Below are 12,752 nucleotides of genomic sequence, written 5' to 3'. Positions count from 1 at the left end.
CCTTCCGCTCCCACCGCCAGAGAGCCCCGGTGGACACCTTCCACTGGTCGATAGAAAAGGAAACCCAAGAATGTCCAACGTCCAGCTGCTCGCTGAGGTGACCGGCAACCTCGGTTCGATCGGTTACGGCCTCGCCGCCATCGGCCCCGGCGTCGGCATCGGCATCATCTTCGGTCAGGGTGTCCAGGCCATCGCCCGCCAGCCCGAGGCCTACGGCCTCATCCGGCAGAACATGATCCTGGGCTTCGTGTTCGCCGAGGCGCTCGCGCTGATCGGTATCGCTCTCGCGTTCGCCTTCAAGGCCTGACAAACGACCAGCCCTGAAGGAAGGCAGCAGTCATGAATCTGCTAGCTGCAGAGGAAGCGACGAACCCGCTCATCCCCAACGTGGCCGAGATGGTCGTCGGGGGATTCGCGTTCCTGGTCGTCCTCTTCTTCGTCGGGCGTCTCCTGGTCCCCCGTATCCAGAAGACCCTCGCCGATCGCGTCGACGCGATCGAGGGCGGCCTGAAGCGGGCCTCGGACGCGCAGGAAGAGGCGCAGCGGGCTCTCCAGCAGTACAAGGACCAGCTCGCCGAGGCTCGTCACGAGGCTTCCCGCCTGCGTGAGGAGGCTCGCGAGCAGGGTGCGCAGATCAAGGCCGAGCTCCGCGAGGAGGCCCAGGCCGAGGCCCGGCGCCTCGTCGAGGCCGCGCACGCCCAGATCGAGGCCGACCGCCAGCAGGCGTTCGCGCAGCTCCGCAACGAGATCGGCCGCCTGTCGGTCGACCTCGCCACCCGCATCGTCGGTGAGTCCCTCGAGGACGAGGCGCGTCGTCGCCGCACCGTCGACCGGTTCCTTGAGGAGCTGGAGTCCAGCAACGCGGCGGTCCGCTGATGAGGGGTCTGAGCAGGGCCTCGCTGGCCGAGGTCGAAGAGCGCTTCAACGCAGTGGCGGGAAGCGCCGACCTCGGCTCGCTGGCCGACGAGCTCTTCGCGGTCGCCGACCTGCTCGACCGTGAGCACGGGCTCCGCCGCTACCTGTCCGACCCCTCCCGCGCCGCGGCCCAGAAGGAGCAGGCCGTACGGGTCCTGCTGCAGGGCAAGGTGAGCGCCGCGGCGCTGGAGACCGTCGTGGCGGCCGCGTCCGCGAGGTGGACGCGGCCCGGCGACCTGGCCGACGCGCTGGAGCGGCTCGGCGTCGTCTCGGCGGCCGCCGAGGCCGAGGCGCAGGGCAGGCTCGACGACGTCGAGGACGAGCTGTTCCGGTTCGGCCGCGTCGTCGCCTCCAACCGCGACCTGCACCAGGCGCTGTCCAACCCGAACGTCCCCGAGGGGGGCAAGCGGGAGCTGCTCGAGACGCTGGTCGGGAGCAAGGTCGTACCCAGCACGCTCCGTCTGATCGGGCAGGTCGTCGCACACCCCCGAGGACGTAGCCTGGACGGAGGGCTGGAGGAGTTCGGCAGCCTGGTCGCCGCCCAGAGGCAGCGCCTCGTCGCGGTGGTGCGCAGCGCCGTCGACCTCTCCGAGGAGCAGAAGCAGCGTCTCGCCAGGTGGCTGCGCACTACATACGGTCACGACGTTCAGCTGAACGTCGAGGTGGATCCGCGGGTGCTCGGAGGGTTCTCGATCCGCATCGGGGACGACCTCATCGACACCACCGTCGCGGGACGAATCGAAGAAGTCCGCCGCCGGTTGGCCGGCTAGGCGAATAGGGAGACTGAAGAGAGATGGCGGAGCTTACGATCCGGCCGGACGAGATCCGGGACGCCCTTGAGCGCTTCGTCCAGGCATACGAGCCGGAAGGTGCCGCGCGCGAGGAGATCGGGACCGTCGTCGACGCCGGCGACGGCATCGCCCACGTCTCCGGCCTTCCCTCGGCGATGGCGAACGAGCTGCTGGAGTTCGAGAACGGCACGCGCGGCCTGGCCCTGAACCTCGACACCCGTGAGATCGGTGTCGTCGTCCTGGGTGACTTCAGCGGAATCGAGGAGGGCCAGACGGTCCGCCGGACGGGCCAGGTCCTGTCCGTGCCGGTCGGCGACAACTTCCTCGGCCGCGTGGTCGACCCGCTGGGAGTCCCGATCGACGGCAAGGGCGCCATCGAGTCCGAGGGCCTGCGCGCCCTCGAGCTCCAGGCCCCGTCCGTGGTCCAGCGCCAGCCGGTCAAGGAGCCGCTGCAGACCGGCCTCAAGGCCGTCGACGCCATGACGCCGATCGGCCGCGGCCAGCGCCAGCTGATCATCGGTGACCGCGGCACGGGCAAGACCGCCATCGCCGTGGACACCATCCTCAACCAGCGGGAGAACTGGCTGTCGGGCGACCCCGACAAGCAGGTCCGCTGCGTCTACGTCGCGATCGGCCAGAAGGGTTCGACGATCGCCCAGGTGAGGGGCCGCCTCGAGGAGGCGGGCGCGATGGAGTACACCACCATCGTCGCCGCCCCGGCCTCCGACCCGGCCGGTTTCAAGTACCTCGCCCCCTACACCGGTTCGGCCATCGGCCAGCACTGGATGTACCAGGGCAAGCACGTGCTGATCGTCTTCGACGACCTGACCAAGCAGGCCGACGCCTACCGCGCGGTCTCGCTGCTGCTGCGCCGTCCGCCGGGCCGTGAGGCGTTCCCCGGCGACGTCTTCTACCTCCACTCCCGCCTGCTGGAGCGCTGCGCCAAGCTCTCCAAGGAGATGGGCGGCGGCTCGATGACCGGTCTGCCGATCATCGAGACGAAGGGCAACGACGTCTCGGCGTTCATTCCGACCAACGTCATCTCCATCACCGACGGCCAGTGCTTCCTCGAGACCGACCTGTTCAACGCGGGTGTGCGTCCGGCCATCAACGTCGGTGTCTCCGTCTCCCGAGTCGGCGGTTCGGCGCAGATCAAGGCGATGCGCAAGGTCGCCGGTACGCTCCGTCTGTCGCTGTCGCAGTACCGCGACCTGGAGGCCTTCGCGGCCTTCGCCTCCGACCTGGACGCGGCCTCCCGTGCCCAGCTGGAGCGCGGTCAGCGTCTGGTCGAGCTGCTGAAGCAGTCGCAGTACGCCCCGTTCCCCATCGAGAAGCAGGTCGTGTCGGTCTGGGCCGGCACCTCCGGTGAGCTCGACGACGTTCCGGTCGAGGACATCCGCCGCTTCGAGGCGGAGTTCCTGGACCACCTGGAGCGCAACAACAAGGGCGTCTTCGACGGCATCCGCGAGACCAAGGAGCTGTCCGACGACGCGGTGACGACCCTCAAGGACGCCATCACCGAGTTCAAGAAGACCTTCGAGACCGCCTCGGGCGAGCTGCTGGTCCGTGACGAGTCGGTGGCGGCCATGGACGCCGGCGACGTCGGTCAGGAGAAGATCACCAAGCACGTCCGCACGGCTGAGAAGAAGTAGCCGATGGGTGCCCAGCTAAGACTGCTGCGGCGGCGGATCCGGTCGGTCAGGTCCACGGCGAAGATCACGCGTGCCCAGGAGCTCATCGCTTCGTCGCGCATCGTGAAGGCGCAGCAGCGGATGCAGGCGGCCATGCCGTACGAGCGCGAGATCACGCGCGCCGTCACGGGCGTCGTCAGCAACACCGCCAGCGTCGACCACCCGTTGACCGTGGCCAAGGAGCAGCCCGCCAGGGCCGCCGTGCTCATCCTGAGCAGCGACCGCGGGTTCGCCGGCGGTTTCAACGCCAACGTCCTGCGCGAGGCCGAGGCCCTGCGCGGCCTCCTGGAGAGCAGGGGCGTCACGCCCACGCCCTACGTGGTGGGCCGCAAGGGCATCGCCTGGCACTCCTTCCGGGGCCGCGAGATGGGCGGGCAGTGGGCCGGGTTCTCCGACAACCCCTCCTACTCCCACGCCAAGGAGATCGCTGAGGCCCTGATCCAGGCGTTCTCGGCGGAGGACGGGGTGGACGAGATCCACATCGTCTCCACCGGATTCGTGTCCATGCTGACCCAGGAGGTGCGGGTCAACCGCATCCTGCCGCTGGAGGTCGAGGAGACGACCGAGGCGCCGGACACGCCGCTGCCGTACTTCGAGTTCGAGCCCGAGGCCGGTGCGGTGCTGGACTCGCTGCTGCCGCGCTACGTGGAGTCGCGCATCTTCAGCGCGCTCCTGCAGTCGGCGGCCTCCGAGCACGCGGCGCGCCGCCGGGCCATGAAGTCGGCGACCGACAACGCCAACGAGCTCATCCGCGTCTTCACCCAGCAGATGAACCAGGCTCGCCAGGCGGAGATCACCCAGGAAATCAGCGAGATCGTCGGTGGCGCGAACGCGCTGGCTGACGCCGCAGCGGGGAAAGAGTGAAATGACTGCAGAGACTGTTGAGACCGGCGTGGGCCGCGTCGCGCGGGTCACGGGTCCCGTCGTCGACGTGGAGTTCCCCGTCGAGGCGATGCCCGACATCTACAACGCCCTGACCGTCGACGTCACCATCGGCGGCGAGTCCCAGACCCTGACCATGGAGGTCGCCCAGCACCTGGGTGACAACCTCGTCCGGGCCATCTCCATGCGGCCCACCGACGGTATGGTCCGCGGCGCCGCCGTGACCGACACCGGCGGCCCGATCTCGGTGCCGGTCGGCGACGTCGTCAAGGGCCACGTGTGGAACGCCCTCGGCCAGCCGCTGGACACCGACGCCGCGTCGCTGCAGGTGACCGAGCGCTGGGGCATCCACCGCCCGTCGCCGTCGTTCGACGCCCTCGAGTCGCGCACCGAGATGCTGCCCACCGGCATCAAGGTCATCGACCTGCTCACCCCGTACGTCAAGGGTGGCAAGATCGGTCTGTTCGGCGGCGCCGGCGTCGGCAAGACCGTTCTGATCCAGGAGATGATCCGCCGCGTCGCGCTGAAGTTCTCGGGCACCTCGGTGTTCGCGGGCGTCGGCGAGCGCACCCGTGAGGGCAACGACCTCTGGCTGGAGATGGAGGAGGCGGACGTCCTCAAGGACACCGCGCTCGTCTTCGGCCAGATGGACGAGCCGCCGGGCACCCGTCTGCGCGTCGCGCTCTCCGCCCTCACCATGGCGGAGTACTTCCGTGACGTGCAGAAGCAGGACGTGCTTCTGTTCATCGACAACATCTTCCGGTTCACCCAGGCCGGTTCCGAGGTCTCCACCCTGCTCGGCCGCATGCCGTCCGCGGTGGGTTACCAGCCGACCCTGGCCGACGAGATGGGCGTCCTGCAGGAGCGCATCACCTCGACCCGCGGTCACTCGATCACCTCCATGCAGGCGATCTACGTCCCCGCGGACGACATCACCGACCCGGCCCCGCACAACGCGTTCGCGCACCTCGACGCGCAGACCGTTCTGTCCCGGCCGATCTCGGAGAAGGGCATCTACCCCGCGGTGGACCCGCTCGACTCCACCTCGCGGATCCTCGACCCGCTGATCATCGGTGAGGAGCACTACCGCGTGGCCCAGGAGACCAAGCGGATCCTGCAGAAGTACCGCGAGCTGCAGGACATCATCGCGATCCTCGGTATCGACGAGCTCTCCGAAGAGGACAAGGTCACCGTCCAGCGGGCCCGTCGTATCGAGCGCTTCCTCTCCCACCCGATGTACGCCGCCGAGGCGTTCACCGGCCAGCCGGGTGAGTTCGTGCCGCTGGACGAGACGATCGCCTCGTTCAAGGGTCTGTGCGCCGGTGAGTACGACCACCTCCCCGAGCAGGCGTTCTTCATGGTCGGTGGCATCGAGCAGGCCATCGCCAAGGCCAAGGAACTCGCCCGCTAGTCGCCTTGGGCGCCGGCATGGCCCCGGGCCGTGCCGGCGCCTGGTTCGAAAGGAACTGGAAAGAAAGTGGCGAAGCTGCGAGTAGGCGTCGTCTCTCCGGAGCGGGAGCTCTGGTCCGGAGAGGCCGACATGGTGATTGCCAAGACCATCGACGGCGAGATCGGCATCATGCCGAGGCACGCCCCGGTGATCGGTGTCCTCGTCGAGGGCGGCGTGCTGAGGGTCAAGCGCGGTGGCGGCGAGACGGACCTGGTCGCCGCGGTCCACGGCGGGTTCATCTCGGTGGCCAGTGATGAGGTGTCGATCCTGGCCGAGACGGCCGAGCTCGGCTCCGAGGTCGACGTCGACCGGGCCCGGGACGCGCTCCAGCGGGCTCAGTCCTCGATGGACGCGGGCCAGGCCGACGTCAGCGTCGATGTCACCGCCGCCAAGCGCGCCAAGGCCAGGCTGCGCGCGGCCGGCGAGGAAGTCGGTTAAATTCTGCTTCTGAGCGGTACGGCTTTTGGGAGCGGGAATGACGGCGCTGAACGTACTCATCGTGGTGACGGCGGTCGTCGTCCTCATCGCCCTCCGCGGGCTGGTTCTGGCACGCTCCCGGGGATCGGTGCTGTGTTGCCTGCGCCGGGTTCCGGGGAAGCGGAGCTGGCGGGTGGGAGTGGCCCGCTACGCCAAGGACCAGCTCAACTGGATTCCGCTCATAGGTCTGCTACCAAGGCCGCGCCACGTGATCGTGAGGCGCGGCCTTGTGGTTTCCGGGCGCCGCAGGGTGGGGTCCGGTGAGTTCTTCGGGTTCATCGAGGGGGTCACGGCGCTGGAGTGCCGTAACGGCCCCGACGCCTTCGAGATCGCCATGGGCTACCGTGCGCTGACCGGGTTCGTCGCCTGGCTGGAGTCCGCCCCGCCCAGCGCCTACCTCGACGTCGCCTGACCCTTCTTCCGCCGCCTTCGTACCGACGACAGGCCCCGTTCCCGGTCCGCCGGGGACGGGGCCTGTCGTTTTTCCCGGCCCCCGTCCCCGTTTCCGTCCCCGGTCCGGTCCTCTTCCCCGGCCGGGTGCCCGCCGTACGGGATTGACCGGTCGTCGCACGCCTTCTATGGTTCATTACTAGAGTAGTGAACCATAGAAGCAGGTGCCATGTTCGACGACCGGAGCCCGATCTATCGGCAGATCGCCGAGCGCATCAAGGCCGATGTGCTGAGCGGGACGTTGCGCGGCGACGAGCAGGTCATGTCCACCAACCAGTACGCCGCCTTCTACCGGATCAACCCGGCGACGGCCGCCAAGGCATTCCAGCAACTGGTGGAGGAGGGCGTGCTGTACAAGAAACGAGGGATCGGCATGTTCGTGAGCCCGGAAGCCCCGGAGGCGCTCAGGGCCGGGCGCAGGGAGAGGTTCTTCACCGACGTGGTGGACCCGATGGTGGCCGAGGCCAGGGCCATCGGGATGCCGCTCGGCGAGGTCATCGGCCGCATCGAGGAACTGGAGGGGAGATGAGGATCGACGTCCGCGATCTGGTGCTGCGCTACGGCGAGACCACGGCGCTCGACGGCCTGACGTTCACCCTGGAGAGCGGGAAGATCTACGGGCTGCTCGGCCGCAACGGCTCGGGCAAGTCGAGCCTGACGTCGGTCCTGGCGGCCTTCCGCCGCCAGACGAGCGGGGAGGCGCTGGTGGACGGGCGGCCGGTGTTCGAGAACGCCGACCTCACCCGCCGGATCGGCCTGGTCCGCGACGAGGGGGAGGCGATCACCATCGGCACCGTCGAGGACGCCCTCTACTTCGCCGAGGGGCTGCGCCCGAACTGGGACGCCGGTTACGCCCGCTCGCTGCTGGAGACGTTCGGGATCCCGCCCAAGGCGAACGTCAAGGCGATGTCGAAGGGCCAGCGCTCGGCGCTGGGGGTGGTGGTCGGCCTGGCGAGCCGGACACCGCTGACCATGTTCGACGAGGCGCACCTCGGCATGGACGTGCCGTCCCGGCAGGCGTTCCACGACGCGCTGCTCGCCGACTACATGGCGCACCCGCGCACGTTCGTCCTGGCGAGCCACCTGATCGAGGAGGCCGCCCCGCTGTTCGAGGAGGTGCTGATCATCGATCGTGGCCGGCTCGTCGTGCAGGAGGACGCCGGGACGCTGCTGTCGAGAGGGGTCTCCGTGACCGGCCCCGTCGCCCGGGTGGACGCCTTCACCGCCGGGCTGACCGTACTGGGCGCCAGGGACCTCGGTCCGACCAGATCGGCGATGGTCTACGGAGACCTCGACGACACCCGGCGCCGCGAGGCCGCCGAGGCCGGCCTCGAACTCGGGCCGGTCGCCATGCAGGAGCTGTTCGTCCACCTGACCGGAGGCCCCCGATGAGGTTCCCCAGCCGTCTCCTGGCCGCCAACATGGTCTTCGCGCTGCTGCTGTGGGGGTTGCTCCTGGTGGGCGTCGCGCTGGTCGCGGCGGGCGTCGCGGTCTTCGGCACGCTCACCGAGAGCACGTGGGAGAAGGGCGTGCAGCTCGCCCGATGGTACGCGCTGTTCGTCGGCGTGGCCCTGGTGCGGGAGTACCTGCCGATGTACGTCGCGCACGGGATGACCCGCCGCCAGTTCGGTGCGCAGGCGGCCGTCACCGCCACCCTGTTCGCACCGTTCCTGGCCGTCCTGGTCGCGGTGGGCTACCTGCTGGAGGCGGGAGCGTACGGCCTGGCCGGCCTGTCCCAGACGCTGGACCGGGCCCACATGTTCGCCGAGCCGACCCACGTTCCGCTCGTCCTCGCCGAGTACATGATCGAGCTCGCCGCCTGGCTCGTCGCGGGATCCGTCATCGGCGCCGCCTTCTACCGCTGGGACGGCGGCGGGCTGCTCGCCGTCCCGGTCGGCGTCGGGCTGGTCGTGCTGGCGGAGAGCGCGATAGGCACCGAGTTGCGGCTGCCGTTCGTCAGCCGCCTCGCCCTGGGCCTGGACGTTCCGCAGTCCCCGGCGGTCACCGCCGGCCTCGGGCTGGCCGCGTTCCTGTTCGGTCTGGCCCTGACCTGGCTGGTCATCCGCGACGTGCCGCTACGCAACAGGCCGGCCTGAGCGGCGGGTAGGGGCCGGGTTCCGCGCGGCGGCGCGAACCCACCGTTGACGCCTGAGTCCGGCGTTGCGGTCGCGGCCGGGTTCCGGCCCGCGCCCGCGCCGCCGGGGCCGTCAGCGGGTGCCGCCGGGCTTCCAGAGGATCTCGTCGCCGTGGGCGGCGACGCGGCACAGGATGAACATCAGGTCGCTCAGCCGGTTGAGGTACTTGGCGGTCAGCGGGTTGACGTCGTCGTGGTCCGAAAGGGCCGCCCAGACGGTCCGCTCGGCCCGCCGTACGACCGTGCGGGCCACGTGGAGCTGGGCGACGGCGGGGGTGCCGCCCGGCAGGATGAAGCTGCGCAGCGGCTTGAGGCGCTCGTTGAACTCGTCGCAGCGCTCCTCCAGCCATTCGACGTAGGAGGGCTCGACGCGCAGCGGCGGGAACTCGGGGTTCTCGGTGACCGGGGTGCACAGGTCGGCGCCGACGTCGAACAGCTCGTTCTGGATCCGGCCGAGGACCACCGCGACGTCCTCGTCGAGGGCGCCGGTCGCCAGGGCCACGCCGATCGCCGCGTTGGCCTCCTCGACGTCGGCGTAGGCGGCCAGCCGGGGATCGGTCTTGTGGGTGCGGCTCATGTCTCCGAGAGCGGTCGTGCCGTCGTCGCCGGTCCGGGTGTAGATCTTGGACAGCACCACCGGCTTGTCCCTGTCAGCTCGCGTCATGGGGTTCAGCGTAGCGACCGGAAAACCTCTACGATCTCCTGCATAGCGGACAATATGCTGGGGAAATGGGCTCTGGTTTCTACCTCCGATTTCCCCATCTCTCCCGCGACACGCTGACGTTCGTCGCGGACGACGACGTCTGGGCGGCCCCCGCGGACGGCGGGCGTGCCTGGCGCCTCACCTCCGACCGGGCCCCCGCGGCACATCCCCGTCTCTCCCCGGACGCCACGAAGGTGGCCTGGACGAGCCTCCGTGACGGCGACCCCGAGGTGTACCTCGCGGACCTGGAGTCCGGCTCCGCCGAGCGGCTGACCTACTGGGGGGACATGCGGACCCGCACCCGCGGCTGGACGCCCGGCGGCGAGGTCCTCGCGATCAGCGCGACCGGACAGCCCTTCACCCCCTGGAGCTGGGCCTACGCCATCGGTGACGGCCTGCCCGAGCGGCTGCCGTACGGGCCGGTCACCGACCTGTCGATCGCCGGAGAGACGGCCGGGGAGGTGTCCGGCGCGGTGGCGCTGCTGACCGGCGCCCTGGGCCGCGACCCGGGCACGTGGAAGCGCTACCGGGGCGGCACGGCCGGACGGCTGTGGATACGGCGGGCGGGCGAGGAGTCGTTCACCCGGCTGCTGGCCGACCTCGACGGGCACTTCGCCAACCCGATGCTCGTCGGCGGGCGCCTGGTGTTCCTGTCCGACCACGAGGGGATCGGCAACCTCTACTCCTGCGCGCCGGACGGCACCGGCCTGCGCCGGCACACCGACCACGACGTCTTCTACGCCCGGCACGCCACCACCGACGGCACCCGGATCGTCTACCAGAACGCCGGCGACCTCTACCTGCTGGACGGCCTGGACGCCGAGGCCCGCAGGCTCGACGTCAGGCTCGGTTCCCCGGTGCGGGGGCCGCAGCCGTACCAGGTGGACGCCGGACGGCGGCTGCACGGCCTGGCGGTGGACGAGACCGGCCGGGCCAGCGCGGTCGAGGTGCAGGGGACCGTGCACTGGATCACCCATCGAGACGGCCCGGCGCGGCAGCTCAGCTCCGGCCTGGCGGCCGGCACGCCGCGCGTCCTGGGCGCGGACAGGGTGGTGTGGGTCACCGACGACGGGCACCGGCAGGGCCTGGAGATCGGCCCGGCCGGAGGCGGGGAGACCCGCAGGATCGCCGAGGGGATGCTGGGCGAGGTCGGCGACCTGGCCGTCGCGCCCGACGGGAACACGATCGCGGTGGCGGCCAGGGACGGGCGGCTCCTGCTGGTGGACGTCGCCTCCGGCGAGGTCGCCGAGCTGACCCGGGCCGACGGGCAGGTCGACGGGCTGGCCTTCTCGCCCGACTCGGCCTGGCTGGCCTGGTCGCACCCCGAGGCCGACCCGCTGCGCAGGATCCGCCTGGCCCGGCTGGCGGACCGGGTGATCACCGACGTCACCGACGGCCGCTTCGTGGACACCTCGCCCGCCTTCACCGGCGACCACCTGGTGTTCCTGTCGCGCCGCGGCTTCGACCCGGTCTACGACGCGCACTCCTTCGACATGTCCTTCCCGTTCGGTCACCGCCCCTACCTGGTGCCGCTGTCGGCGGCCACCCCGTCGCCGTTCGCGCCCAGTGCCGAGGGGCGGCCCGTCGGGGCCCCGGACGACGACGGCGACGACAAGGGCAAGGACGACGTCCCCGCGCTCACCGTCGACCTGGAGGGCATCGCCGGCCGGGTCGTGCAGGTGCCGGTGCCCGAGGGCCGCTACTCGGCGCTCAACGCGGTCAAGGACGGGTTCGTCTGGCTGCGCGAGCCGCTGGCCGGGGAGCTGGGCGAAGACCGCGAGAAGGTGGGGGCCGACGCGCCCAAGCCCGCGCTGGACCACTACGACCTGGTCAAGCGCAAGTGCGAGGAGATCGTCGATGAGCTCGACGACTACTGGGTGAGCGGCGACGGCACCCACCTCGTCGTCTCCTGCGACGGCGAGCTCACCGTCCGCAAGGTCGGCGGCAAGAACGACGATGACGATGTGACCGTGGACCTGTCGCGGATCCGGGTCACCGCCGACCCCCGCGCCCACCGGCGGCTCGCCTACGACCAGTTCGGCCGCCGGATGCGGGCCGACTTCTGGGTCGAGGACATGGCGGACGTCGAGTGGGACGCCGTGTTGGAGGAGTACCGGCCGCTGGTGGATCGCGTCGCCACCGCCGACGACTTCGCCGACCTGCTCTGGGAGATCGCCGGGGAGCTCGGCACCTCGCACGCCTACGTCATCGCGGCTCCGTGGGGGCACCCGGCGTCCGACCGGGTCGGTCTGCTGGGGGCGGACCTGTCCCGGGACGCCGACGGCCGCTGGCGGGTGGACCGGGTGCTGCCCGGCGAGTCGTCGGACGTGTACGCCCGCTCGCCGCTGGCCGCGCCCGGCGCGGCCGTCCGCCCGGGGGAGACGCTGCTGGCGGTGGACGGCCGTCCGGTGACGCCGGACGGGCCGGCGCCGCTGCTGGTCGGCGCGGCCGACAAGCCGGTCGAGCTGACCCTGGAGGGCGGGCGCAAGGCGGTCGTCACGCCGCTCGGCGACGACCGGCGCCTGCGCTACCAGGACTGGGTCGCCGGGCGGCGGGCGCGGGTCCGCGAGCTGGGGGAGGGCCGGGTCGGCTACCTGCACATCCCGGACATGGTCGCCGAGGGCTGGGCGCAGTTCCACCGCGACCTGCGCCGGGAGATGGCCCGCGAGGCGCTGGTCGTGGACGTCCGCGGCAACCGGGGCGGCCACACCTCCGAGCTGGTCATCGAGAAGCTGATCCGCCGCGTCATCGCCTGGGAGAGCCCCCGCGGCATGACGCCCCTGACCTATCCCCGGGACGCGCCGCGCGGCCCGCTGGTCGCGGTCACCGACCGCGACGCCGGGTCCGACGGCGACATCGTCACCGCGGCCTTCAAGCTCCACCGGCTCGGGCCGGTGGTGGGCACCCGCACCTGGGGCGGGGTGATCGGCATCGAGGACGACCACCGTCTGGCCGACGGGACGTGCTTCACCGTGCCGAGGTACTCCTTCTGGTTCGAGGACCTCGGCTGGGAGGTGGAGAACCACGGTGTCGAGCCGGACGTCGACCTGGACATCACCCCCGACGACTGGGCCGCCGGGCGCGACACCCAGCTGGAGGAGGCCGTACGGCTGGCACTGGCCGCGCTGCGGGAGCGTCCGGCGGTGACCCCGCCCGACCCGGCCACCCGGCCCTCCCGCCGCCGTCCGGCGCTGCCGCCGCGGCCGTAGCTGGCATTTGTCATCTCCCGGAGCTGACAGAAGCCGGATCGTCCGGTGAT

At 70.7% G+C, this 12,752-nt stretch carries 13 protein-coding genes; 12 read left to right on the top strand and 1 reads right to left on the bottom strand.

Annotated elements, in window-relative coordinates:
* Nucleotides 1-70: 70 nt before the first annotated feature.
* From atpE to HDA43_RS08615, 11 genes are all read left to right on the top strand, one after another.
* On the top strand, nt 71-307 hold the full coding sequence (gene atpE, locus HDA43_RS08665) for an ATP synthase F0 subunit C (RefSeq protein ID WP_179819221.1): 237 nt from the start codon (nt 71-73) through the stop codon (nt 305-307).
* Between the two features lie 32 nt (nt 308-339).
* Complete coding sequence (locus tag HDA43_RS08660) at nt 340-876, top strand: F0F1 ATP synthase subunit B (RefSeq protein WP_179819220.1); 537 nt, start codon at nt 340-342, stop codon at nt 874-876.
* Entirely contained in the window at nt 876-1,685 is an 810-nt protein-coding gene (locus HDA43_RS08655) for a F0F1 ATP synthase subunit delta (RefSeq protein WP_179819219.1), read from the top strand. The genes HDA43_RS08660 and HDA43_RS08655 overlap by 1 nt, the downstream gene beginning before the upstream one ends.
* A 23-nt stretch (nt 1,686-1,708) precedes the next feature.
* Entirely contained in the window at nt 1,709-3,358 is a 1,650-nt protein-coding gene (gene atpA / locus HDA43_RS08650) for a F0F1 ATP synthase subunit alpha (RefSeq protein WP_179819218.1), read from the top strand.
* Between the two features lie 3 nt (nt 3,359-3,361).
* On the top strand, nt 3,362-4,261 hold the full coding sequence (locus HDA43_RS08645; protein ID WP_179819217.1) for a F0F1 ATP synthase subunit gamma: 900 nt from the start codon (nt 3,362-3,364) through the stop codon (nt 4,259-4,261).
* Nucleotide 4,262: 1 nt separating this feature from the next.
* Nucleotides 4,263-5,690, top strand: a complete 1,428-nt coding sequence (atpD, locus tag HDA43_RS08640) for a F0F1 ATP synthase subunit beta (protein WP_179819216.1) — start codon at nt 4,263-4,265, stop codon at nt 5,688-5,690.
* Nucleotides 5,691-5,756: 66 nt separating this feature from the next.
* Nucleotides 5,757-6,167: a F0F1 ATP synthase subunit epsilon gene (locus tag HDA43_RS08635; RefSeq protein WP_179819215.1), complete on the top strand. Its 411-nt coding sequence runs from the start codon at nt 5,757-5,759 to the stop codon at nt 6,165-6,167.
* Nucleotides 6,168-6,204: 37 nt separating this feature from the next.
* Complete coding sequence (locus HDA43_RS08630) at nt 6,205-6,618, top strand: DUF2550 domain-containing protein (protein WP_179819214.1); 414 nt, start codon at nt 6,205-6,207, stop codon at nt 6,616-6,618.
* A gap of 207 nt (nt 6,619-6,825) precedes the next feature.
* Nucleotides 6,826-7,185 carry a GntR family transcriptional regulator gene (locus HDA43_RS08625; protein WP_179819213.1) on the top strand — a complete coding sequence of 120 codons (360 nt, stop codon included), beginning with the start codon at nt 6,826-6,828 and terminating at the stop codon, nt 7,183-7,185.
* A complete protein-coding gene (locus tag HDA43_RS08620; RefSeq protein ID WP_179819212.1) occupies nt 7,182-8,048 on the top strand; it encodes an ATP-binding cassette domain-containing protein in 867 nt (288 codons plus the stop codon). The genes HDA43_RS08625 and HDA43_RS08620 overlap by 4 nt, the downstream gene beginning before the upstream one ends.
* Nucleotides 8,045-8,752, top strand: coding sequence for a hypothetical protein (locus tag HDA43_RS08615; RefSeq protein ID WP_179819211.1), 708 nt, complete (start codon nt 8,045-8,047; stop codon nt 8,750-8,752). Before HDA43_RS08620 ends, HDA43_RS08615 begins: the two co-directional genes overlap by 4 nt.
* 111 nt (nt 8,753-8,863) lie before the next feature.
* Here HDA43_RS08615 and HDA43_RS08610 read toward each other — a convergent pair whose 3' ends face one another.
* Nucleotides 8,864-9,454 (bottom strand): cob(I)yrinic acid a,c-diamide adenosyltransferase, encoded by a 591-nt coding sequence (locus tag HDA43_RS08610; protein WP_179819210.1) that lies wholly within the window; start codon nt 9,452-9,454, stop codon nt 8,864-8,866.
* 65 nt (nt 9,455-9,519) lie between these two features.
* Between HDA43_RS08610 and HDA43_RS08605 the strand changes: the two genes are divergently transcribed.
* The gene (locus HDA43_RS08605; RefSeq protein WP_179819209.1) at nt 9,520-12,702 is read left to right on the top strand and encodes a S41 family peptidase; all 3,183 of its coding nucleotides are present in this window, start codon (nt 9,520-9,522) and stop codon (nt 12,700-12,702) included.
* Nucleotides 12,703-12,752 lie beyond the last annotated feature (50 nt).

The organism is Streptosporangium sandarakinum (assembly GCF_013409935.1).
Taxonomy (GTDB): domain Bacteria; phylum Actinomycetota; class Actinomycetes; order Streptosporangiales; family Streptosporangiaceae; genus Streptosporangium; species Streptosporangium nondiastaticum.
Note: the sequence above shows the minus strand (reverse complement) of the source record. Positions and strands in the feature narration are given on the sequence as shown.